The sequence below is a fragment of the Mesorhizobium sp. M0106 genome (assembly GCF_040322715.1).
GTDB lineage: Bacteria > Pseudomonadota > Alphaproteobacteria > Rhizobiales > Rhizobiaceae > Mesorhizobium.
In genome coordinates this window covers 1-23,197 of record NZ_JAMYUA010000057.1, presented here as the reverse complement: position 1 = coordinate 23,197, position 23,197 = coordinate 1, and the positions used below count along the sequence as shown (strand labels likewise).

The window sequence follows — 23,197 nt, the reverse complement described above, 5'->3', positions numbered from 1 at the left end:
TCCAACACATGAGGAGCAAGCATGAACGATCTCACCCAATGCGTTGTGACCCCCAAAGTCAAAACAGACGGCTTCGAGGCTCTGGGTGCAGCCGTCCATCGGGCTTCGACGATCGTATTCGCGGATGCCGCAGCCTACGCCACTCGCGGCCAGCGAGGGCCTGACGGCTATTCCTACGGCCTCTACGGCACCCCGACGACGCGTACACTGGAGCAAAAGATCACTCAGCTCGAGCAGGGTCACCGGACGCTTCTCGCGCCATCGGGCCAGGCCGCAAACGCAATCGCAATGCTCGCCGTCCTCAATGCCGGAGACAAGGTACTGGTGGCGGACACGGCCTATCCCCCGGTCCGTGATTTTGTGAACACCGATCTGGCAAAGTTTGGCGTCCGAGCGGAGTACTACGATCCCACTTCGCCCGAGGGGCTCGAACGTCGGATCGACGGGAACACGAAACTGGTGTGGTGCGAGTCCCCCGGTTCGACGACCATGGAAGTCCAGGATCTGCCGCGGATTGCCGAGATCGCGCATCGGCACGGCGCGCTCGTCGGATTCGACAACACCTGGGCGACCCCTCTTAACTTCAAGCCCCTCGTACATGGGGCCGACATCGTGACCGAAGCGCTCACCAAATATATCTCGGGCCATTCCGACGTGCTGATGGGATCGATCACGGTGGCTTCCGAGCAGCTTTTCAACGCGCTCAAGGCGACTATGGGGCGCGCCGGGATCGGTGTTTCCCCCGACGACGCCTCTTTGGTGTTGCGGGGCATGGAGACTCTTGGCGTGCGAATGAAACACGCGCACGACGGCGCGACGGCGATGATCAACTGGTTCCGCGGCCACCCAGCCGTCGAGCGTGTGCTCTACCCCGCCCTGCCGTCTTCTCCCGGGCACGAATTCTGGAAGCGCGACTTCCTCGGCGCGAGCGGAGTGTTCAGCGTGGAATTGGTTCCCGAAGCACTGCCGCACGTGCCGGAGGCGCTCAATACGCTAGAGACGTTCGCCATCGGCGCCTCGTGGGGTGGGACACGCAGCCTCGTTGCCCCCATGCCCGTGAAGAGCAACCGCTCCGCGACGACCTGGAGTGGGCAGGACCTCCTTCTGCGGTTCAGCGTGGGGTTGGAATCGCACGACGATCTCATGGCCGATCTCGAGAAAATGTTGGCCCAAATCCAAGCACGGATCGACGACGAGCGGTTCGGCAAAGAAAACATCCGGCAATCAATGCTGTGAGTGAACACAAAAAGGGGAATGACAATGAACAACAACAACGAATTCATGCGAATAGACAGGCGCTCCTTCCTGGCGGGCGTCTCAAAACTGCTGGGAGTTTCGGCGCTATCCTCCATCCTGCCGTCAATCGTTGCGGCATCAGAGGTTAAGGACACGCTTCGCATCGCGATCGCCAAGCCCGCAGGGGATATCAATCCTCACAAATACACCGGCCTGTGGGGCGTTCAGGACCTCGTTTTCGAGCCGCTGGTTAAATACGGCCATGACGGTAAGATCGAGCCAGGGCTGGCGACCGAATGGTCGGTCGAAGACGGGGGCAGGCTGCTTAAGCTCACCTTGCGCAAGGGCGTGACTTTCCACGACGGCACTCCGTTCGACGCCGCGGCGGTGGAATGGAACCTGAAGAGGTGGATCGGACTCGAAGCGAACAACTGGATGAATTCGTCCCGGCTTTACGCCGGAACGGACATCGTCGACGACGATCACGTCAACGTCCGGTTCAAGGAACCGGTCCTCGGCCTGCTCCAGGAGTTCGCTTATGTCCGGCCAGTCAGGCTCCTCAGCCCCAAGTCGGTCTCTGGGGACGGTAGCTATAAGGCACCCGTCGGCACGGGACCGTGGTATCAAGCGACTGCCGGGAATGAGGGCAGTGCCTTCGAGCGCTTCGACGCCTACTGGGGTGACAAGCCCTCTTTCAAATATCTTGAGGTAAAAGTCCTTCCGGACTCGCGCGGCCGCATGGCAGCGTTGCGCGCGGGCGACGTGGATCTGATCGGCGGAGCGTTTGTGTCGCCTTTGACCGCAACGGAAGCAGAGACGCTGAAGGGAGCGGGCATCGATGTCGTCATCGATCCCGGCACCACCACAATGATTATGGCCTTCAACACTTCCCGCGTCGAAGCGCTGAGGGACCCGAAAGTCCGCAAGGCGATCAACCTCGGCATCGACCGGGCTGCGATCTCGCAAGTGCTTTACCGCGGTCTGGCGACCTCCACTGGCAACCTGTTCTCCGAAACCGTTCCGTATTCGGGGAAGCGCTTCGATGTGCCTAGGCGGGATACCGAGACCGCAAAGTCGCTGCTCGAGGAGGCAGGCTGGGTCGGGGGGCCTGTCAGGCGGAAGGACGGCAAGGACCTTGCCATTGAACTGGTCGTTAGCGAGGAGCAAGTACCGGGGTCCCGATCCGTCGCGGAAGTGATCCAGTCCGAGCTCCAGGAGATTGGCGTCACGCTCACGATCCGCTCGGTGGATCATGCGTCGCGGCACAGCGACATTCCGGAGCGCAAGTTCGATCTCGCTTTCTTCCAGACGTTCGGCGCGCCATACGAACCTTTCGGGACTGTGGTGGGCCTGTTCCTATCCACCTATGACAACGGCGTGGACGGCAAGCTCTTCATCGACCCCGAGCACCTCGATCCGTTGGTGCTCGCCGCGATGTCCGCGCCCGAAGGCGAGATGGAAGCAGCTCTACAGAAGGTCTATGACTGGCTGCACGACAACGACGCCATCGCGCCGCTGCTCTTCGTTCCGGGCATATGGGCGCATGCCGCTCGGGTGAAGGGCTTCCAGAGCCCCGCGACCGAGTACGACATGCCCTACGAGAATATCACACTGGCGGAGTAGGATACGGCCGTGTTCGCCTTCATCGCTAAAAGGGCCCGCAACGCAGTCTTGTTGCTGTTTCTGGCGTCCGTTCTATGCTTCGCGCTCGTGGTATCCGCTCCGGGCAACGTGGCGATACTCATCGCCGAGCTGCGGACGCCGACGGCCACCAAAGCCGATATCGCCAAGGTCGAGGAGGAATTGGGGCTCAACAAGCCGCTTCTCGAACGCTACGGCTTCTGGCTGAACGGAGCGATCCACGGCGACTTCGGCATTTCCTACAAGACGGGCGAGGCGGTCGGCGCGTCCCTCAAGAGCCGCCTTGCCGTGACCGCCACCCTCGTTGCGGGCGGAGCGGTCGTGGCTTTCTTGCTGAGCCTGTTCGTCGGCTTCGTAGGCGCGCTCTGGGCACATAGGGCGCCAGACGTGGTCACCCGAGGGAGCGCTCTTCTGGGCGCTTCGACTCCGTCCTTCTTCGTCGGAGCACTGCTGGTCTACGCCTTTTCGGTCACGTGGCACGTCTTTCCGACCTTCGGGTTTGCCGGACCCGTCAGTTGGGTGCTTCCATGGCTCACTCTGGGATTTCTTCCCGCAGCAGTTCTGAGCCGCGTCGTCCGAGTTGGCTTCGAGGAGGCGATGGCCAAACCCTATGTCCTAACGGCCATGAGCAAAGGACTGTCAAGGACGAGTATTCTGGTTCGCGACGCGATCCCGAACATCGCGCCGACGTACTTGAACGCCTTGGGAACGCAGATCGGGACGATGGTCGTGGGCGCGGTCGTTGTCGAACCTCTGTTCGCTTGGCAGGGCATCGGCGACCTCTTCCTGACCGGGGTGAGATTCCGCGACTTCATGGTCGTGCAGGCCTGCCTTCTGGTCTTCATCACGTTCTTCATCATCCTGAACGTCGTGGTCGACATCTGCATTACGCTGACCGATCCGCGCCTTAGACTTCAAAGGAGCTGAACATGCAGCCAGTCAGACCACTCCTGAAGGCCATTGGCGCCTTCCCGCGCTCGGCGGTATTTACTATCGGCGCGTTCGTTCTGTTGGGACTGCTCGCACCCTACATCGCGCCACATGATCCCAATGCGCAAGACCTGCTGATCGCTGGCCAGGGCCCGACGCTCGCCCATCCCTTCGGAGTCGACCATCTCGGGCGCGATACATTGAGCAGGTTGATTGTGGCGGCTCGGACGTCGCTGGTCGGAGTCTGTCTCGTCCTTGTGTGCGCGCACGCCATCGGCATCGCCATCGGCACGATTGCCGGATACCGGCGGGGCTGGACGGACGAACTGCTGATGCGCATCGTTGACGTCGGCCAGGCAATCCCCAGCCTCATCGTCTCACTTGCGGTGATCGGCATTGCCGGAGTCAGCTACTGGAACATGATCCTCGCGCTCGCGCTCGCCTGGTGGCCGGGTAGCGCCCGCATTAGCCGGGCCGTGGCTGTCAACACCATGAACAAGCCCCACATGGAGGCCCTAAGAGTATTGGGCGCAAGTCCCGTTCGCATTTACTTTGTCCATCTTCTTCCCACGACGATCGGGGCGGTGCTCGTATATGCCACGGCCGACGCCGGAGCAGTCGCGCTCGCAATCGCAACGTTGAGCTTCCTCGGGCTGGGCATCCAGCCGCCGACGCCTGAATGGGGACAGATGTTGGTCGACGCGCTTCCATATCTCGAGTCCGATCCGCGCCAGGTCATCCTGCCGGGACTGACCCTGACTTTAGCTGTCATCGGATTCAACATCCTCGGTGAAGCGGTCGCCCTCAACAGAGTTCCGAAGCCGCTGACCTCCCGGATGCTCGCGGCCCGCCGCCGGGTAACCGCATTCTGGGCCAAGGAGGCACGGCCATGAGTTCTGAACCGATACTCCGCGTCAAAGATCTGACCATAGACCTGCTGACGGCGCATACCGTGGTCCGCCCAGTCGACGGAGTAGCCTATGAACTGAGCCGCCGAGAGACCCTCGCGATTGTGGGAGAAAGCGGTAGCGGCAAAACGGTCACCTGCTTTGCGCCTCTCGGCCTGATGCCCGTGGGCGTCCAGGCGGATATATCGGGCACCATTTTGTTCGACAGCCGCCAGCTCGTCGGATCGGACAATGAAACGCTTCGCAGCCTGCGCGGAAAATCCATTGGCTTCATTTTCCAGGACCCGATGAGCGCGCTCAATCCCGCCCGCCGGGTCGGACGGCAGATAGCCGAAGTAGCCGAGCTTCACCTCGGCATGACCGCAAGAGCTGCGGAAACCCGGGCGCTTGAACTTATCAAGATGGTCGGGATGTCCGACCCCGAAATACGCCTCAAGCAGTATCCCCATGAGCTTTCGGGCGGTCTCCGACAGCGTGTCATGATCGCAATCGCCATTGCCGCCGAGCCGACACTTCTCGTAGCCGACGAGCCGACCACCGCGCTCGACGTGACGGTCCAGGCGCAAATCCTCCGACTGCTGAAGGAAATCCAGTCCAGAATGGACATGGCCATGATCTTGATCACGCATGACATGGGTGTCGTGGCGGGCTCGGCCGACCGCGTAATGGTGATGTACGCGGGGCGCCACGTCGAAACCGGACCGACCGAGCGTGTACTCTCCCAGCCGCAGCATCCCTATACGATGGGCCTCATCGACGCAATTCCGAGGAAACAGGACGCAATCGGATCGCGTTTCCGTGGATTGCCGGGCGTTCCGCCCATCCTTGGCGCGCCGATCACAGGGTGCGCTTTCATGCCCCGCTGCGGATACGCTGTGGATGCCTGCGGCGAGCGGCGACCGCCGTTCTTGCCGACGGCAGTTCCGGGTGTGTCAGCCGCCTGTCCCGTTCTGAATATTCGGGCGAAGGAGTGCGCATAATGAGCGCGGTACTCGAAGTCGAGCATCTGGTCACCAGCTTTCCAAGCGCCAAACGTGGCCAAACGATCAAAGCGGTAAACGACGTCTCAATCCACCTCAATCAAGGCGAGATCGTCGGCTTGGTGGGGGAGTCTGGCTGCGGCAAGTCCACGCTCGGCCGTTCGATCGTCGGCTTGGAAAAACCCCAATCCGGACGTGTCGTTTTTGATGGCATCGACCTCGGCTCCTTGAGTGGACGCCGTCTGCGGGAAGCGCGTCGGGCAGTTCAGTACGTGTTCCAGGACCCCTATGCATCGCTGAATGATCGCCAAACTGTGGGCGAAGCCATAAACGAAGCCCTCATAATTGCAGGTTTGCGTTCGCAAACGGAACGCGAGGGGAGGATCGCTGAGCTCCTCAACCAAGTCGGTCTGGCGACGACGGTCCGGGACAGATTCACCCGTGAACTCTCAGGCGGCCAGAGGCAACGCATCGCGATCGCGCGCTCGCTGGCCGTAGAGCCGCGGGTTTTAATCTGCGACGAACCGGTCAGCGCGCTAGACTTGTCTATACGGGCGCAGGTCATGAACCTATTCCTCGACCTCAGAGAGAAGCTCGGCGTGTCCTGCCTCTTCATCGCGCATGACCTCGCGCTTGTCCGGCAGGCGGCGAGCCGGGTCTACGTGATGTATCTCGGCAAGGTGGTGGAAAGCGGTAGCTCGGAAGAGGTCTACCGGAATCCGAGCCATCCCTACACCCAACTCCTTCTCGCGTCTGTCCCCGAGGCTGATCCTGCCACCGAACGTCGGCGCAACCCTCCGTTGATCACGGGCGAAATCCCAAGTCCGACGAATCCGCCCTCCGGCTGTTTCTTCAGGACGCGGTGTCCCCTTTCAGTGGAAGCTTGTGCGGAGGCTGAGCCTGTGTCGCAAGAAGTAAGCTCAATGCACAAGGCGGCGTGCAGGTTCGCCGGCGACCTATTCGCGAAGCGGGTCTCGGCCGCATGATTAAACGTCAGATCTAGCTGAGCGTGCGGGACCTGATGCGTTGCGCATTCTGGTGGCGAAGCAGAGATTTGCGCTCCTTCCTTCCGGTACCGGGCCGGCAGTGAGTGGGAAAGCGCTCTGTCGGCAGCCCTGGTTACTCAGGCGGGCCGAGAGGAACCTCTTGCCGGTTATTATTCCGCTTCTTGTAGCGTTGGCTTAAGTGCCTGCCATTGCTCGTGAGACATGGTTGGCAGGTCAAACTGGTGACCGCGCTCAGACAGATATGAGATTCTTGCAGTTGAGGAGGGGTTCTCCGTAACTCGGGTTGCGAAGCTCGAATCATAGGAGAACCCCATGCAGGTTTTTGGCCTGCCCGGTATATTATACGCAACGCCGGCCGGGCGTCGCGGCTTCTCGGCGCGAAGACCCCAACTATCGAAGCAGAGAGAAGACGCGACGCGGTGGCGCGATGGCGGCGCGCGATGCGGGACGGACTGGATGCCGGGCAGGCAGCGCGGGCCGTCGGAGTGCCGCGTTCGACCCTCTATCGCTGGGAAAGCGCATTGAGGCCGACCGCCGCCGCATCATCCTCGCAGGCGACCCGCCGAGCCCGAGCAATCCACCGCCGGGCTGCCGGTTCAACACGCGCTGTCCGGTGGCGATGGATATCTGCCGGTTGGACGAGCCCCAACTGCGTCCCGTTCCTCATGGCGGCGTCGCCGCCTGCCATCTGGCTGAGAGTGATCACCGCCCGGTGATCTGACAACGAATGGCAGTTGGTCTTCCGAGAATAACGTTAAGCGCCGTCTGCCAGCGTCTGATCTCGCTGCGACGGGATTAGATTGGCCTACCACCACCCTCGCAAGGCGGGGAGACCGGAGCGGACGCGCGATTCGCGTCCGGGTGTGAAAGGTGAACTCCTGCGTGTCCAACAAGCCGTAGCGAGACGCGATGTCGTAATAGCAAGCGGCCTCAACGCTGGCGGCGGCCTCTGCTCCACCGATGCAGGCCACCGAGCAATCCGATCTTGAAGATTACGAAAAGGGCCACGAGTGCAATCACTGTGTAAGAGATCGGATTTGAGGCGTCGCTTAGACCGCGCCACGATAGCCACCAGGGCGCGCCTGCGTGCATGGCGATCAGCGCGACGATGCCTAGCACCAGGCCTATGGTGTGCAGGTGGCTCATGGCTGCAGGCCGTGCCGGGCCTGAGGGTTCTTCCGTGCCGAGAGCGACAAACCTATCGCGAATACGGGCAACGTCGGCGGCCGCCGTGGCTAGCACGAACTGCAGGTTCTTCGTGCCAACCGCGCCGCTAGCGACGATGTTGAGACCCGAGTCCCGGAATTCCGTTATGATGTCGTCGACTGTGCTGACGCCGTGATGGTGGAAGCGATCGATGAAGCCTCCATCCTGTGGCGCTTGCACGAAGTCGACGGCGAGTACGCGACCGGATGGCTTCAGGACTCTGTGTATCTCATGAGCCATCTGATTACGTCCATCGGCAGAAAGATGATGGAGCATCAGCGTCGTCGTTACGACATCGAATTCGGCATCCCGGAACGGTAATGCCTGGGCGGCGGCCTTTTCAAAGGTGACCTTCAGACCGACTCTTCGAGCCTTCGCACCCGCCCTGGTGATCATTTCCGGTGACGCATCGATCCCGTGCACGGTGCCCGTCGGCCCGACCTGCTGCTTGGCAAGTATAGCGAGCGTTCCCGTCCCGCACCCTATATCGAGGACCTCTCCAGGTTCGAGCTGCGTCAACCGGAGGATCTTTTCGCGAAAGGCGCGTTCGCGGCCTAAGGTGAACAGCCAAGTCATCAGATCGTAGCGTGCTGCCCAATGTATGATGCGGCCGGGCGCGCCGGCTCCGCTGTTGTTATGCCCATGTTTTCTCATCAGAGACTCCTTGGCCACTCTCGCCGGTTGATGGACATCATGTTCGGAAACTGACATGATATCCGGGAACGCGTCAACGACCATTCGCGGCAGAATGTCCGGTACCGCACGGTCCTCTGCCATCTGACCGGAAAAGCTCATGGTAACGGAAAAGACGATAGACCGCCGTGTCGCCCGGACCCGGTCGACTCTTCACCATGCGCTGATCACTTTGATCCTGAGAAAGGGATATGAAGCAATTACCGTCGAGGACATCTGCAATGAGGCAAACATCGGCCGATCGACCTTTTACGCGCACTTCACCAGCAAGGACGACCTCAAGCGCAGCGGCCTGGACGATCATCTGCGCGCCATGCTGGTCGAACGCCAGCGGCATGCGCTTGCAGCGCCAGGCGAGCTGAAAGATCGCAGCTTGGGGTTCGTGCTCGGTATGTTCGAGCACGCGCGTGAACATATAGATCTCTACCGAGCTCTGGCCGGGGGCCGCGGTGGGACTATTGTGCTCGGCAGCATCCGCGAGATTCTATGCGATCTCGTGCGCGCGGAGCTTGCCGCAAAGAAGGACAGGAAGCTCCCCGATGTCGTGCCGAACGAACTGATCGTCCAGTTCGTCGTGGGTGCCTTTCTGTCGGTGCTGATCTGGTGGCTCGACGGCGGCGCCAAATTGCCGCCGCAACAAGTCGACCAGATCTTCCGGCGTCTGGCCACCGAGGGCGTCCCGTCGGCTTAGATATCAGGCCGAAGAACTGTGAAGCAGTCAGTTGCAGTGCCGGCGTTGCCAATTCACCAACCACCGGCTTTGTTCGACGCATGTCCTTGAGGTCGCGATACACCGCCGTGAGGTCTGTCGACCAACGCCTCCGATACGTGGCTTGCGGCCGTCAGACGGCCGTCGGCGTGGACAGCAGCCACAGCCCGAAAACCGTATATCCGACCATAAAAACGGTCAGCGGAAATTGGCTGAGCGCCGCGCGGCTGCGCGCCGGATGCAAACGGAACGCCAGCCCATGCGCGACCAGAACGGCAAGTATATGGCCGCCGATGATCGCCGCCGCCTGAAAGTTCCAGATGATCCACGCTGCATCGGAGCCCATGATCACTCCCGCCCCGACATTCATGTGCGCCGTGCCGAATAGGTTCCATCCCCGATCAAACGGATCCGAAATAGCGACGAGCGCATTCTGGCCGTTCACCAGGAGGGCCGTCAGATAGTGGGAAAAATGATAGGCGAGCGCGATCGGGACGATCGACCAGACAAGGAGCCCGACCGCTTTTCCGAAAGAGATGCTCCCGGCCAACCGCTCACCGACAAACACTGCGGCGAAGAACACGGCGACAAGTGCGATAAACATCAGCACAAGACCGGCGCTGTTGATTCCGACTAATGCCGAGCGCCCCGGAAATTCGAGCGGATTGACACCATTCGCGCCCAGCCAAGAGAAGGTCTTCGACAGACCGTCGAAGGACACCGAGCTCAACGTCAGCAACAGAAAGAGCATACCGCTCGCCGGCAAGGCTTGCGCGCTCCACAATTTCGCTCCAGGCCAGCAGAGTGAGAGGGCGCGCCCCCCGCTTGGGTGGTCCGGCGTCGTTTCGACGATGGCGAAGCGTGACACCATGCGGAAGAACGCGGACAGAAACTCGCCGCGCCGGCTCCAGCCTTCGTAGCCGAAGATGATCATGCAGACGAACGTCGAGAGCCAGTAGGCCATGAGAGCGAACGCAAGCCGCGCCGGATCTTCGGGCGCCGGATAGATCAGCTCGAACCAGGCGAAGCTTGCAAACAAAATCAACGCCGGCCAGTAAGCCAGTCCTTGTGGCATTGTGCGATCGCGGAATGCCGGGAAGACGCTGGAGAAAATGCGCCACGGCCCGTACCACGGGTTTGTCCACGACCAAACATTGCCGAATACGCCCTGAAGCAATGTCAGTCCGACCCAGACCAGCGTCCACACCGTTAGCGGAAGTGGATTCGACAGCGGATCTCGGCTGCCGAGAATTCCCGCCGCCACGAGTATGGCGAGAACCGCGAAGGCGAGCGTGCTGATCCAAATGCGCGCGGCGTCGCCGAATTGACCAATTGGCAGGCGGGATGCCGAAATGCGTTCGAGCAGCCTGGGCGGGAGGACAGCCAGAACCAGAAAACTCGCGGCTACGGCCACCGCCCCGCCCACGACATAATATCCGGTCGGCAGGAGCATGACATAGCCGCGCTCGGAAGCATGGGCAAAGGCTGGGGTTGTGAAATGCGGCACGAGGGCAGCAGCTGATAATGCGATGCCCAACGCTCTCGCAGAGATGCTTTTATGTTCGCTGTCCGCCGCCATCCATCCGTCTTGCCACATGGCATTTGCGAAGGAAAGCGGACTACTGCTCGCGCAAGTGGAGGTGCCAAAGTGGGTGCCCGACTTCGTGCTAGCCCCCAAAGCCCGCTTGGTGAACAGGCCATATGATGCAGCTACGACTTCGAGTCGAGAGTTGCGTTGTGGACGACGTTCTCGTCCTCTGCCGTCTGCTGCAATACGTGGCAGCTGTGCCTGCGCCGGCCGGCGGCGCATTATCGTCGAAACAGGACCGGAGCGCCCACCGCCAGGCGCCCGGATCGTCGACGTGCAGAAGTTGTGGGCCGAACATCTACCAATGGCCGGAACTCGCGGCGCTGTCGATCCTGTTTCGCGAACGCCTGGTGTATTCCTTCGAGAGTCGGCCGCGCTTGTTCGACATTATCTCGCGCAGCATCGAAGGCGTCGCCGGCCTGATCCTGGGCCGGCGTCGCGGTCTGGCAGGTCGCTGCGCGCTGACCAGGCCCCGGATGGATTTCTGATTTGCGTCTGCCCATCCGGCCGGCGCATGGGCTGGCGGGAGAGGTTCGCTAGTTCAGGATCTGGGCAAGAAACAGTTTGCTGCGCTGGTGACGCGGATGCGAGAAGAATTCGGAGGGCGTGTTCATCTCGACGATCTCGCCCTGGTCCATGAAGACGACGCGGTCGGCGACCTGGCGGGCAAATCCCATCTCGTGCGTGACGCACAGCATCGTCATGCCATCGTCGGCCAGCGCGACCATGGTGTCGAGCACTTCCTTGACCATTTCAGGATCGAGGGCGGAGGTCGGTTCGTCAAAGAGCATGATCTTCGGGCTCATACAGAGCGCACGGGCGATGGCGACGCGCTGCTGCTGGCCGCCGGACAACTGGCCGGGATATTTATGCGCCTGGTCCGGGATCTTCACCCGCTCCAGATAGTGCATGGCGGTCTGCTCGGCTTGCCCGCGCCGCATCCTGCGCACCCAGATCGGCGCCAGTGTCAGGTTTTCCAGAATGGTCAAATGCGGGAACAGGTTGAAGTGCTGGAACACCATGCCGATGTCACTGCGGATTACGTCGATCTGCTTCAAATCGTTGCTGAGTTCGACGCCTTCGACGACGATCTGCCCCTGCTGATGCTCCTCCAGCCGGTTGATGCAGCGGATCATCGTCGACTTGCCCGAGCCGGACGGACCGCAGATCACCAGCTTCTCGCCGCGATGGACGGTCAGGTTGATATTCTTCAGCACATGGAAGTTTCCGTACCACTTATTCATGCCGGTCATTTGGATAGCGGGCGGAGCGCTGGGATCGGTCATGGACGGAGCGCGCGATAACATCAAGGCATTTCCTAGTGAGCGGTCGGGCCGCGCCGCTCCAGGAAGTCGGCGAAGCGGGCGAACGAGAAGGAGAGCGCGAAGAAGATCGCGCCGATGAACAGGAATGTCTCGGCCGCCGGCGACGGCCAGTCCGGGTCAGCCAGCGCCGCTTTACCGGAGCTGATCAGGTCGAACAGGCCGACCACCAGGACAAGGCTGGTGTTCTTGATCATGACGATGATGGTGTTGGCCAGCGCCGGGATCGCCACCCGGATCGCCTGCGGCAGGATGACGAGATATTGCGTGCGCCAGAAGGGCAGGCCGAGCGCTGCCGCAGCCTCGTACTGGCCATTCGGGATGGCCTGCAGGCCGCCGCGGATCACCTCGGCGAGATAAGCCGCGGCGAAGATGGTGAGCGCGACCAGCGCGCGCACGAATTTGTCGGGCAACAGGGCCTCGGGCAGGAACAGCGGCATCATGATCGACGCCACGAACAGGATGGACAGCAGCGGTAGTCCGCGCACCGATTCTATCAGGACCACGGCGCCGATGCGTATCGCTGGCATGGTCGAGCGCCTGGCCAGCGCCAAGAGAATGCCGACCGGGAAGGCGACGCCGATGGCAACGACGGTGAGGATGAGCGTCACCGGCAGGCCGCCCCAGGACGAGGTCGGAACCTCGGTCAGGCCGATGCCGCCGCCCATCAGCCAGAAGATCAGCACGAACGCTGCCACCCAGAGCGCCAGCAGCCGCAGGGCCCAACTGGCGGGCCGCACCGACCAGGCAAGCAGCGCCAGGATGAGCAGGCAGACGATCGCCGGGCGCCAGCGTTCGTCGAGCGGATAGATGCCGAACAGCAACTGCCCGGACTTGGCGTAGATGAAGCTCCAGCAGGCTCCGGTGGCAACCCGGCAGGCGCCTGGATTGGGGTCGAACAGCACGGCGTCGATTATTAGCCAGCGCAGCATCGGCGGTACCGTGGCGACGAGCAGAACGCCGAACAACAGCGTCAGGGCGGCATTGAGCGGCGTGCCGAACAGGAGCTTGGCTGACCGCCGCAAGGCGCCGAAGCGGATCTGTCCTGGCATTGGCTCGGCCGGAAGGGAAAGAGACACGGCCTTCATAGTTCAGCGCTCCACGATGGCGATGCGACGGTTGTACCAATTGGCCGCGCTTGACAGGCTCAGGTTGAGGGCGAGATAGACGCCGAGGATGATGAAGACGCCCTCGATCGAATGGCTGGACTTGCTGATGATGGTGTTCATCACCGCAAGGAAGTCCGGATAGCCGACCGCGATCGCCAGCGTCGAATTCTTGACGACGTTGATGTATTGGCTGTTGAGCGGCGGGACGATCACCCGCAGCATCTGCGGGATGATGATCAGGCGCAATATTTTGCCGCGCGGCAGGCCGAGCGAATGACCTGCGTCCCACTGACCGCGGCCGACCGAAAGCACGCCGCCGCGCACGATCTCGGCGACGAAGCCGGTGGTGTAGATGGTCAGCCCGATGAGGATGGTACTGAGTTCGGGCGTCAGTTCCCGGCCACCCTTGAAATTCGACCCGGTGAAGGTCGGCCAGTCGACGGAGAACTTCGCGTCGGCAAGCCATAGTCCGGCAACGCCCACCGTGAGGATCGCCGGCGCGGCCAGCGGCGGCAACCATCCTCGTCGCGCCGCCGCCCAGCCGGCGGCCGCCAGTGCCAGGGCGAGAGCAATGACGAGCAATCCCTGGGTGGCGACGTCCATGCTGACGGCCGGCACCACAAAGCCGCGCATGGAGGCCGTAAACACCGGGCAGGGGATTGAGCGCTTCGCCGACCGGCGGCAGCACCTTCCACCACAGCGAGTAGAGAAAGATCAGAAGCACGATCGGCGGTGAATTGCGTGCAACCTCCACCCATACGCGGCAGGTGCCCGCCGCCAGGGGATTGCTGCTCAGCCGGGTGATGCCGACGACGAGGCCGAGCGCGGATGAAAAGACGATGACGACCGCGGAGATGAAGACCGTATTGGCGAGCCCGGTCGCGATCGCCCAGTAATAGGGGTCCCGCGACTTGTAAGTGAGGATTGCTTCGGAGATGACGATCCTTGACGGCATCGTCAGGAAATCGAAGCCGATCGGGATGCCGCGTGCCCTGAGATTGGCGAAAGTCGTGCTGACGAGCAGGGCAGCGAAGGCGGCAGCCACGGCCACCAGGGCACACTGGATGATGATCGATCTGGTCTTGGCATCGCTCAGCATTTCGACCTCGACGGTTCGCGGCGTTGGCAGGGAAAGGGAACGGCGGGCGCGTCCCCTTCATGTGCAGCTCAATCCCAAGGGAAAGGATAGTTGAGGCCGCCGTCCTTCCACAACGCGTTCAGGCCGCGCTCGACCTTCAGCGGGCTGTCCTTGCCGAGATTGCGATCCCAGATCTCGGCGTAGTTGCCCATTTGTTTGATGACGTTGTAGGCCCACTTGTCGTCCAATCCGAGCGGCTTGCCGAAACCGGGCTCCTCACCCAGCACGCCTTTGACTTCCGGACTGCCCGAGGCAAGCTTTTCATCGACGTTTTGCGAGGTGATGCCGTTGGCCTCGGCCCAGAACAGGGCATTCAATGTCCAACGCACGACGTCGAAGAGTTGATCGTCGCCGCGGGCGACCGCGACGCCATTGGGTTCGGCGGCTTTGCCGACCTTGATGATGTCGTAGTCGTCCGGGTTCTTGGCCACCGCGGCACGCTGTCCTGCTGCCGCGGTGCCGTCGGTGACGTAGGAATCGCAGCGGCCGCCAAAGAAGGCGTCGCGCGCCTGAATGGTCGAGTCGTAATAGACTTTCTCCATCGCGATCCCGAACTCTTCCTCGGTTTCCTCGATCGCTTTCTCGGTCAGGCTACCACCGCCTTGCAGGCAGACGGTCTTTCCGTCCAGCAGTTTGGGCTCGGTAATATTGTCGGCCTTGCGCACGAGCATGCCGTCCGTGTCGTAGAGATTGATCCAGACGAAGCGGACAACCGTATCGCGACTGTAGGTGATGGTGGATGTGCGCGACAGAACGTCGATCTCTCCGGTCTGCAGCGCAGGAAAACGTTGGCCTGCGTTAAGCGGCACGTAACGGATCTTCTCCTTGTCGCCGAGGATGGCGACCGCGAAAGTGCGGCAGATATCGGAATCGAAGCCGCGATAATACCCCTTCTCGTCGGGCCGGGAGAGACCAGGCACGCCCTGGCTGGCGCCGCAGCTGACATAGCCGCGTTCCTTGATCTTGTTGATAACCGCCTGCGCGCTGGCGTCCACGGCGCCCGAAGACAGGCTGGCCAGCCCTATCGCCAGACCCGTGAGCCATTTCAGACCTTGATGTTTCATAGTCATTCCCCTTCTCGTTGAGGTTCTAATCATTCGGCGGCCTTGGCGTCGGCTGCTGCGGTTCCGTTGCGCCGGGCTTCATCAAAGAGTTCGAAGGCCTGGGAAAGGTCGGCCAGAAGATCTTCGAGCGCCTCAAGGCCGATCGACAGGCGCCAGACCGGGCCGGGCTTCAGCCAATCGAGGCTGGCGCGCCCTTTGCGCGGATCGCTGACGGCAATCAGCGAATGCACGCCGCCCCAGCTTGCGCCGAGCCTGAACAGCCGCAGGCTGCGCAGGACATCGGATTGCAGTGGCGCCAGTTCCGGCCGCAGCACGAAGGAGAACACGCCCGCCGATCCGGCGAAGTCACGCTTCCAGACCGCGTGGCCGGGATGGCCAGGCTCCGCGGGATGCAAGATCTGCGCGACTTCCGGGCGTTCCGATAGCCAGGCGAGGATCTTGCGCGCGGTGGCGTCGGCATGACGCACGCGCACCGGCATGGTCATCAGGCCACGCTCGCACAGCGCGCAATCCTCCGGCGAGACCCCGTAGCCGAGGAAGCGCGCCGTGTCCTTCAGGCGTCGGAACAGCGCCTCGTCGCGCACTGAGACTGAACCCATCAGGAGATCGCCATGGCCGCCGGCGTGCTTGGAAAGCGCCTGCATGGAGATGTCGACGCCATGAGCGAGCGGCTTGAACAGCAGATGCGAGGCCCAGGTGTTGTCGGCCGCGACGAGCACGCCGGCCTTGTGGGCCGCGGCTGTGATGGCGGGCACATCCTGGACTTCGAAGGTGGCCGAGCCAGGCGATTCTACCCAAACCAGCCGCGTTCTGCCGTCGATCATGGCCGCGATGCTTGCGTCCAGCCTTGCATTGTAGGAAACCGCCTCGATCCCGAGGGGGCCAAGAAAACGCTCTGCCATGTCGCGCGCCGGGCCATAGAGCGTCTCCGGGATCAGAACCCTTTCGCCGCCACGGCAGACAGCCATGGTCGCCAGCGTCATGGCCGCCATGCCCGACGGGACGACGAGGGCCCGCAATCCGCCTTCCAGCACGGCGATATGATCCTCGAGCTGCCGGCTGGTCGGTGTGCCGTAAAGTCCGTAGCTGAACCCGTCGTACAGACGCTCGACGCGACGCTCGAACGATTCCAGATCGTCAAAGACCACGGTCGAGGCTCGCTCGACCGGCATCGCCACCGCCTGAAACGGTTCCTCGGAGCGCTTGGGAGGATGGACATGTGAAGTGTCGTCGCGTCGGTTCATGGGCGAAACTTAGCGGGCTCATCCATTGCCATCTATGACCGCAGCGATAAAGTTAATTCGCTTTTGATATGGGCTGACTATGAACCTGCGCGACATCGATGTCTTCAACGCGATCATGATCACGCGCGGCGCCGGCGCGGCGGCCGCGCTGCTGGATACCTCGCAGCCGGCCATCAGCCGTTCGCTAGCCAAGCTAGAGGCCGAACTCGGCTTCAGGCTTTTCGACCGCATTCGTGGCAGGCTGGTGCCGACACGCGAAGGGGAGTTGTTCCATGCCGAGGTGAAAGCCAATCTGGTCGGGCTCGACCGGCTCAAGCTGCGGGCGGCCCAGATCAAGGAGGTCGGCACCGGTACCATCCGCGTCGCCTCCCTGTCGGCACTCGGGCATGGGCTGGTGCCGCGCGCCATCGTAGCGTTCTCGCACCGGCATCCGCAGGTGCGAATCAGCTATCAGGTCCGCACCTCCAATATCGTGCGCGACCTGGTCGCCTCTGGCAGTTTCGATATCGGGCTCGCGGCCGACGAGGTCGATACCAGCGGCGTGCTGCACAGCATCTTCACCACGCCGCGCGCCGTCTGTGTAATGCCGAAGAACCACCGGCTGGCGCGGAAGCAGATAATCACGCCGGCCGATCTCGCCGACGAGGCCTTCCTGGCATTGTCGCCGGAAGATACGGCTCGGCTCGCGATGGACAAGATCCTGGCCGCGCATGGGGTACGGCCGCGCATCCTGATCGAAACGCCCTACGGCCTGACCATCGCTATCCTTGCAGCGAAGGGCATGGGAATCGGCTTGGTCAATCCCTCCGTCATTGCGGACGGCATGATCGGCGGTATTTTGGCCAGGCCATTCGAGCCGGCCGTCAATTTCCGCGCGCTACTCCTGCGCCCGCCGGACGGCATCAATTCGACCTTGATCACCGACTTCATTGGCGAACTCTATGCCGCCCGCAATATGCTATCGAGCGAGGCATAGGCAATGTGGCTCGCCGCCTAAACATAGACGCGACCGGTCTTGCCTCAGTAAGGCGCGGACGTCCATGGCCTCACGCAGCCTCGCACGGCGCAAATTCGTGTTCGCCCTTTAGCCGGCTTCCTCGTTTGCAAGAAACCGGACGATCTCGGCGAACGCGGAGCTATCCTGCCAGAGAAATAGATGGCCACCTTCGAACATGCGCAAGGTCGCCCTCGGGAGTCTTCCCACCATGCATTCCTGAGATGACGGTAGAGCGATCCCGTCGTACCACCCGCCACATATTAGAACTGGGCACCCGATTTGGTCCAGGCGCTCCCAGGGGCGTTGTCACGGTAACCGCGTGTCAGGGATCGCTGCGATAGATGCTGGGGACGAACACTTCGCAGATCAGCTACAAACGGCATCGGTTCCCACCCGAGATCATCGCCCACGCGGTGTGGCTGGATTATCGATTTCCGCTGAGCCTGCGTCGTGTCGAAGAAATGCTGCTGGAGCGCGGCATTGTCGTTTCCTACGAGACGATCCGTCGGTGGGGAAAGAAGTTCGGGCTGGACTACGCCCGGCGCCTGCGCCGCAAGCAGCCCAGTCGAAATGATATCTGGCACCTCGACGAAGTCGCCATCATGATCGCCGGCAAGAAGCATTGGTTATGGCGGGCCGTCAACCAGGACGGCTATGTGCTCGACGAGATCGGCTAGACCCGGCGCAACACTAAGGCCGCCAAGCGCGTGCTGACACGGCTGTTGAAGAAGCAGGGCCAGGTGCCGAAGCGCATGATCACCGACAAGCTCGGCTCCTATGGAGCAGCGCGGCGTCTAGTCATGACGGACATCGAGCACCGGTCGCACAAGGGCTTGAACAACAGAGCGGAGAATTCGCATGTGCCACTGCGAAAACGAGAGCGGATGATACAAGATTTTCGATCACCGGGGAGCCTCCAGCGTTTCGTCTCGACGTTCTCTGCAGTCCGCAATCTCTTCGTCCCGCCCCGTTCAAAACGCTCCGCCTTTCAAATCCATCTTCACCGCTTGAATGCCATGGCGCAATGGAAAGCTGCTGCCGGCGTGATCGCCTGAAATCATTCCCAAAAGTCACAACGACAGCCCATCTCCGTTTATGTGACATCACCTCTTGGGGTTGATGATGCTCCCGCGGGTCGAATAGAGGTCGCCAAAGAGGTAGCGGCGCCGTCTTTCCCGGCACAAACCAGCTCCTGCGCTCGTCGTTCCACCTCGCTCGCGGAAACGCCCCCGAAATCGCTCGACGGTCATTCGGTCATAAGGAAAGTTCGCCAAGGCACCGGGCGTGTCTTGTTTCTGAGGCGTAGAATGATGCTTGGATTCCTCCACGGTCGTGCCGTCAGCTGTTGGATCCGCAGAGCAACGTCCCGCCGGCCTAATGGTTCACACGCGAGCCAGAACTCTGGGCGCGCTGGGATTGGGCAGGCTAGTACTCCGTAATCATTCGGCGCGGCGGAGCGCAATTAGGAGTCTCACGAGTGCACCGTGGACTTGCGAAGCCCGTGAGCAAATCGCCGATGGCGGTAACGAATCCGGAAACTCGTCCCGGCTGCGTTGTTCAGCGCTGGCGCCTGATTCCTGGCCGAGGAACGCTTGCCGCGCCAACCCTGCAACCTAGATCACCTCGTGCTGCGCGACTTTATAGGCAGCACAGATTGCGCGAGCGATGGCCGAAAGATTTAAGGCAGAGATCTTGAAAACTTCCGCAGCTGAAATGGTACACGCTTACATTGCTAGACGGCACGCCTCCGTTCCGGCAAAGCTGCGAATCGCGGGGCCAATGGCAATCCGCAGGTCGGCGGGTTCGGGCAACGCTCATTGAAAAATGGGCCGCCGACTTTCCTTTTGGCTGTAAGCTCGCTTCATGGCGCTTGGACACGCTAGACTAACTCTAGCAATCAACTGTAGCGGCCACCTGAACGAGTAAGTAGCGCCATTACCGGACCCTCACCGCCGCTCTCAACAGCGGACCTTCGCTCTACGGCCGGAGTCGACCCGAAGACGACCTTGGCCCGCCGGGTCATGAATGGCAGCCCTACTCCCGCAACTGCCCTTTCCGACCCCCGCGCTGGATCCCCATATCTGCCACGCGGGCCCTTGCAGTTGTTGTCCGGCTGTTTGCGCATGTCACATGTCAATAGCCACAGCCGCGTGACCGCGATCCTGGTTCATTGAGGTCGAACCGTCCGGAAGAAACGCCCTCTCCGAATCGTTCTTCCGCGTCCTTAACGAAATAATTGACAGTCCAACCAAAACGGCGCTCCGTGGTTCGACGGGGATGGATCTTGGCACTCTTGGCGATGCCGGACTTCGCCGTCACGATAGGGAGGATGCAATGCCGACAGTCATTGGCCACCATAACATCACAAAAGGAGCGAAGCACTGGCTCGACTCGCCGAAGCGCAAAGAGCTTTTTGGTCCGCTCGGCGTGACCAACATACGAACATTTGTAGATCCACAAAATCCGACCCGGGTGGCCGTTCTTATGGACGTTCCGGACATGGACGCCATGATGAAAGCTATGCAGAGCAAGGAAGCCGCGGATGCGATGGCCTTCGATGGAGTGGTGCCAGAGTCCTTGGTGATCCTGGTCGAATCGTAAAGGTGATTGCTCCGCTGGCCAAGGTTAGAAGGGTTTGCTCAGCGATTGCCGTGCGGTTCCGGTCATTCTGGAAAGCGCCCATTATTGGCGTAGAGCCCGCTGGGCACTGGCTTCAAGAGCCGGTCCTGCGCGTGAGCGCCGCCGTTGGTCTCGGTCGTGCCAAGATCAGCCGCTACAGCTTGCGCAACCTAATGCCGGCTCAGGTCCGCAAAGCAACTATTCCGCGCGTTCACGCTGGACTTCCGCTTGCCACCCCGAGGCTGCCATTGCGCGCATACGCAACGCTGCGAATTTGGCACTTCAACCGAACAGGAAAATGCCTTTCTCTGCGCGGGATTAAGATTACTTCATGGCGACTTCGAGCCGACCGGACCTGAGTGATATTCATAGAGGTGACTGGGTGGATCGCCGGCTGCCGCGTGCATGGCGGCCCTACACGCGGCTCGCGCGGCTGGATCGGCCAGTGGGCATATGGCTGACGTTGTTCCCTGTTGGGCCGCATTGATCCAAGCGGCACATGGTATCCCCGCCGTTCAGCAATTGGCGCTATTCACCCTTGGCGCGTTTCTGATGAGAAGCGCCGGGTCCACGATCAATGACATTGCCGATCGCAGGTTCGACGGCCACGTTGAGCGGACCCGCTTTCGCCCTCTGGCAAGCGGCCAGATCGGCATGGTCCCAGCAATCGCCTTTCTGGCAATTCCGCTTGCGCTTGCGGCGTCGCTCCTGCTCTTCCTGACGCCCTACACGCGCCTGATCGCCACTTGCGTATTGCCGAAGGGCTGGCGGTTTCTAGTTATCGCGTCCGGGAGCCCAGGATCCCGAGTCACGTTATGTGAGGAAAAACATTCCTCATTTAGGGTGAAATAGGCGAGAAATTGCTTCACTAGGCCAAAAAAGGCAACATTGATCTAAATTCTATCAATTCGGTAGATTTGACGCGAGTTCAACGGAGGCGGAAATGACCAAACCTCATTTCATGAAACTGCTCGGCGCACTGGTCGCCACATCTGTCCAGTTCGGCACGCTCGGTTTCGCGTTTGCCGATACCACCATTCTCAACGTGTCCTATGACCCGACGCGTGAGCTCTACAAGCAATTCGATGAGGCTTTCACCGCCCACTGGAAGTCCGAGACCGGCGAGACCGTCGCCGTCCAGCAGTCGCATGGGGGATCGGGCGCTCAGGCTCGCGCGGTAATCGACGGCCTCGACGCCGACGTGGTGACGCTGGGGCTGCAAGGCGACATCGACGCGATCGTCTCGAAAACGAAGAAGATCAATCCCGACTGGCGGACGAAGTTCGAGAACAATTCGGCGCCTTATACCTCGACCATTGTCCTCCTCGTCCGCAAAGGCAACCCCAAGGGCATTCACGATTTTGGCGATCTCACAAAGGACAGCGTCCAGGTGATCACGTCCAATCCCAAGACCTCCGGTGGTGGCCGGTGGGCCTACCTCGCGGCCTGGGCCTGGGCCAACACCAACGATGGCGGCGATGAAGCCAAGACCAAGGAATTCGTCGGCAACCTCTATTCCCATGTTCCGGTGCTTGACACCGGCGCGCGTGGCTCGACCGTGACCTTCGCGCAAAAGGGCCTGGGCGACGTGCTGATCGCCTGGGAAAACGAGGCCTATCTGGCGCTGGACGAGTTCGGCGCCGATCAGTTCGAAATCGTCATCCCGCCGACCTCGATCCTGGCCGAGCCGCCGGTCGCCGTTGTCGACGCCAATGTCGATGCCAAGGGCACACGGAAAGTTGCCGAAGCCTATCTGGGCTATCTCTATTCCAAGGAAGGCCAGACGATCATCGCCAAGAACCACTACCGTCCGGCGAAGCCCGACCTGGTGCCTGCGGAGGATCTCGCCAAACTGCCGGAAATCAAGCGGATCAGCATCGACGATCCAATTTTCGGCGGATGGATGAAGGCGCAGCCTTACCATTTCGGCGACGGTGGTATATTTGACCAGATCTATAAGCCGGCCCAATAGCATTTAGATCAGGACGACATGACCACAGCACGCCCGCCAAGGCGGGGTGGCGGTTCAGACAGCCGAGCGTCATTCCGGGTTTCGGATTGACGCTCGGCTTCTCGCTTGCCTTCCTCACCCTCCTCATTCCGCTGTCCGGGCTGATCTGGCGCTCGGCGGCGCTCGGCTGGACCGACTTCTGGGCGATCGTCACCGATCGCCGCACCATCAACGCGCTTGAAATCAGCTTCGGCACCGCCTTCATTGCCGCCGCTGTCAACGTCGTCTTCGGCACGATCGTCGCGTGGGTGCTGGTGCGCTACAGCTTTCCAGGCCGCCGCATCGCCGATGCCATGGTCGACCTGCCCTTCGCGCTGCCGACAGCGGTGGCCGGCATCGCACTGACCACGCTTTACGCACCGAACGGCTGGATCGGAAGCCTGCTGATGCCGCTCGGCATCAAGGTCGCGTATACGCCGCTTGGCATCGTCATCGCGTTGATCTTTATCGGCCTGCCTTTCGTCGTTCGTACCGTGCAGCCGATCATGGAGGAGATCGACAAGGAGGTGGAGGAAGTGGCCGCAACGCTCGGCGCCAATCGCTTCCAGATCATCAGCCGCGTTCTGCTTCCCGGACTGGCGCCGGCCATCGTCACCGGTTTCGCGCTGGCCTTCGCGCGCGGCGTCGGCGAGTACGGTTCCGTCATCTTCATCGCCGGCAACCTGCCGTTCAAATCCGAGATCGCGCCGCTTCTGATCGTCATCGCGCCATCTCGGTCGTGTCGGGCCACATACGCGGGCTAACCAACACCATGCCGCTGCATGTTGAAATCCTTTATAACGAGTACAATGCCGC

At 61.4% G+C, this 23,197-nt stretch carries 21 protein-coding genes and 4 pseudogenes; 18 read left to right on the top strand and 7 right to left on the bottom strand.

Going from position 1 to position 23,197, the window contains the following annotated elements; all coding sequences use genetic code 11:
- Positions 1-21 precede the first annotated feature (21 nt).
- The 7 genes from NKJ55_RS31610 (at position 22) to NKJ55_RS31580 (ending at position 7,423) form a co-directional block, all read left to right on the top strand.
- Positions 22-1,236 (top strand): trans-sulfuration enzyme family protein, encoded by a 1,215-nt coding sequence (locus tag NKJ55_RS31610; RefSeq protein ID WP_023680716.1) that lies wholly within the window; start codon positions 22-24, stop codon positions 1,234-1,236.
- Positions 1,237-1,260: 24 nt separating this feature from the next.
- On the top strand, positions 1,261-2,859 hold the full coding sequence (locus NKJ55_RS31605) for an ABC transporter substrate-binding protein (protein ID WP_352453306.1): 1,599 nt from the start codon (positions 1,261-1,263) through the stop codon (positions 2,857-2,859).
- Between the two features lie 9 nt (positions 2,860-2,868).
- Positions 2,869-3,804 carry an ABC transporter permease gene (locus tag NKJ55_RS31600; RefSeq protein ID WP_023680718.1) on the top strand — a complete coding sequence of 312 codons (936 nt, stop codon included), beginning with the start codon at positions 2,869-2,871 and terminating at the stop codon, positions 3,802-3,804.
- Between the two features lie 2 nt (positions 3,805-3,806).
- Complete coding sequence (locus tag NKJ55_RS31595; RefSeq protein WP_023680719.1) at positions 3,807-4,700, top strand: ABC transporter permease; 894 nt, start codon at positions 3,807-3,809, stop codon at positions 4,698-4,700.
- Complete coding sequence (locus tag NKJ55_RS31590; RefSeq protein ID WP_352453305.1) at positions 4,697-5,695, top strand: ABC transporter ATP-binding protein; 999 nt, start codon at positions 4,697-4,699, stop codon at positions 5,693-5,695. The genes NKJ55_RS31595 and NKJ55_RS31590 overlap by 4 nt, the downstream gene beginning before the upstream one ends.
- Complete coding sequence (locus tag NKJ55_RS31585; RefSeq protein ID WP_352453304.1) at positions 5,695-6,681, top strand: ABC transporter ATP-binding protein; 987 nt, start codon at positions 5,695-5,697, stop codon at positions 6,679-6,681. The genes NKJ55_RS31590 and NKJ55_RS31585 overlap by 1 nt, the downstream gene beginning before the upstream one ends.
- 448 nt (positions 6,682-7,129) lie before the next feature.
- Complete coding sequence (locus tag NKJ55_RS31580) at positions 7,130-7,423, top strand: oligopeptide/dipeptide ABC transporter ATP-binding protein (RefSeq protein WP_352453303.1); 294 nt, start codon at positions 7,130-7,132, stop codon at positions 7,421-7,423.
- 209 nt (positions 7,424-7,632) lie between these two features.
- Here the strand turns inward: NKJ55_RS31580 and NKJ55_RS31575 are convergent, their stop codons facing one another.
- A complete protein-coding gene (locus NKJ55_RS31575) occupies positions 7,633-8,646 on the bottom strand; it encodes a methyltransferase domain-containing protein (protein WP_352453302.1) in 1,014 nt (337 codons plus the stop codon).
- Positions 8,647-8,701: 55 nt separating this feature from the next.
- Here NKJ55_RS31575 and NKJ55_RS31570 point away from each other — a divergent pair, with 55 nt between their 5' ends.
- On the top strand, positions 8,702-9,292 hold the full coding sequence (locus tag NKJ55_RS31570) for a TetR/AcrR family transcriptional regulator (protein ID WP_352453301.1): 591 nt from the start codon (positions 8,702-8,704) through the stop codon (positions 9,290-9,292).
- Positions 9,293-9,443: 151 nt separating this feature from the next.
- Here the strand turns inward: NKJ55_RS31570 and NKJ55_RS31565 are convergent, their stop codons facing one another.
- The gene (locus NKJ55_RS31565) at positions 9,444-10,889 is read right to left on the bottom strand and encodes a hypothetical protein (RefSeq protein ID WP_352453300.1); all 1,446 of its coding nucleotides are present in this window, start codon (positions 10,887-10,889) and stop codon (positions 9,444-9,446) included.
- A 158-nt stretch (positions 10,890-11,047) separates the two neighbouring features.
- Here NKJ55_RS31565 and NKJ55_RS31560 point away from each other — a divergent pair, with 158 nt between their 5' ends.
- Positions 11,048-11,386: a hypothetical protein gene (locus tag NKJ55_RS31560; RefSeq protein ID WP_352453299.1), complete on the top strand. Its 339-nt coding sequence runs from the start codon at positions 11,048-11,050 to the stop codon at positions 11,384-11,386.
- Positions 11,387-11,434: 48 nt separating this feature from the next.
- Here the strand turns inward: NKJ55_RS31560 and NKJ55_RS31555 are convergent, their stop codons facing one another.
- Genes NKJ55_RS31555 through NKJ55_RS31545 form a run of 3 tightly spaced genes read right to left on the bottom strand, consistent with a single transcriptional unit; the run spans position 11,435 to position 13,962 of the window.
- Entirely contained in the window at positions 11,435-12,205 is a 771-nt protein-coding gene (locus NKJ55_RS31555; RefSeq protein WP_352453298.1) for an amino acid ABC transporter ATP-binding protein, read from the bottom strand.
- An 11-nt stretch (positions 12,206-12,216) separates the two neighbouring features.
- The gene (locus NKJ55_RS31550) at positions 12,217-13,272 is read right to left on the bottom strand and encodes an amino acid ABC transporter permease (RefSeq protein WP_352453297.1); all 1,056 of its coding nucleotides are present in this window, start codon (positions 13,270-13,272) and stop codon (positions 12,217-12,219) included.
- A gap of 39 nt (positions 13,273-13,311) precedes the next feature.
- Entirely contained in the window at positions 13,312-13,962 is a 651-nt protein-coding gene (locus tag NKJ55_RS31545) for an ABC transporter permease subunit (RefSeq protein WP_352453296.1), read from the bottom strand.
- Between the two features lie 104 nt (positions 13,963-14,066).
- Here NKJ55_RS31545 and NKJ55_RS31540 point away from each other — a divergent pair, with 104 nt between their 5' ends.
- Both NKJ55_RS31540 and NKJ55_RS31535 read left to right on the top strand, forming a co-directional pair.
- Complete coding sequence (locus NKJ55_RS31540; RefSeq protein ID WP_352453295.1) at positions 14,067-14,225, top strand: hypothetical protein; 159 nt, start codon at positions 14,067-14,069, stop codon at positions 14,223-14,225.
- Positions 14,226-14,264: 39 nt separating this feature from the next.
- The gene (locus NKJ55_RS31535) at positions 14,265-14,522 is read left to right on the top strand and encodes a hypothetical protein (RefSeq protein ID WP_352453294.1); all 258 of its coding nucleotides are present in this window, start codon (positions 14,265-14,267) and stop codon (positions 14,520-14,522) included.
- Here NKJ55_RS31535 and NKJ55_RS31530 read toward each other — a convergent pair.
- Together NKJ55_RS31530 and NKJ55_RS31525 are read right to left on the bottom strand one after the other, a co-directional pair.
- Positions 14,497-15,537, bottom strand: a complete 1,041-nt coding sequence (locus NKJ55_RS31530; RefSeq protein ID WP_352453293.1) for a transporter substrate-binding domain-containing protein — start codon at positions 15,535-15,537, stop codon at positions 14,497-14,499. The genes NKJ55_RS31535 and NKJ55_RS31530 overlap by 26 nt on opposite strands.
- 23 nt (positions 15,538-15,560) lie before the next feature.
- Positions 15,561-16,775, bottom strand: coding sequence for a trans-sulfuration enzyme family protein (locus NKJ55_RS31525; RefSeq protein ID WP_352453292.1), 1,215 nt, complete (start codon positions 16,773-16,775; stop codon positions 15,561-15,563).
- A gap of 79 nt (positions 16,776-16,854) precedes the next feature.
- Between NKJ55_RS31525 and NKJ55_RS31520 the strand changes: the two genes are divergently transcribed.
- The 7 genes and pseudogenes from NKJ55_RS31520 to cysW form a co-directional block, all read left to right on the top strand.
- Positions 16,855-17,751: a LysR family transcriptional regulator gene (locus tag NKJ55_RS31520; protein ID WP_352453291.1), complete on the top strand. Its 897-nt coding sequence runs from the start codon at positions 16,855-16,857 to the stop codon at positions 17,749-17,751.
- Between the two features lie 362 nt (positions 17,752-18,113).
- Positions 18,114-18,827, top strand: a pseudogene (locus NKJ55_RS31515) (IS6 family transposase).
- A 1,279-nt stretch (positions 18,828-20,106) separates the two neighbouring features.
- The gene (locus NKJ55_RS31510) at positions 20,107-20,373 is read left to right on the top strand and encodes a hypothetical protein (protein WP_023680946.1); all 267 of its coding nucleotides are present in this window, start codon (positions 20,107-20,109) and stop codon (positions 20,371-20,373) included.
- Between the two features lie 349 nt (positions 20,374-20,722).
- Positions 20,723-21,150 (top strand): annotated as a pseudogene (locus NKJ55_RS31505) (UbiA family prenyltransferase); the annotation flags it as partial.
- Positions 21,151-21,334: 184 nt separating this feature from the next.
- Positions 21,335-22,363 carry a sulfate ABC transporter substrate-binding protein gene (locus NKJ55_RS31500; RefSeq protein WP_352453290.1) on the top strand — a complete coding sequence of 343 codons (1,029 nt, stop codon included), beginning with the start codon at positions 21,335-21,337 and terminating at the stop codon, positions 22,361-22,363.
- Positions 22,360-23,106, top strand: a pseudogene (gene cysT, locus NKJ55_RS31495) (sulfate ABC transporter permease subunit CysT); the annotation flags it as partial. The gene NKJ55_RS31500 and the pseudogene cysT, both read left to right, overlap by 4 nt.
- A 2-nt stretch (positions 23,107-23,108) precedes the next feature.
- A pseudogene (cysW, locus tag NKJ55_RS35695) lies at positions 23,109-23,197 on the top strand (sulfate/thiosulfate ABC transporter permease CysW); the annotation flags it as partial.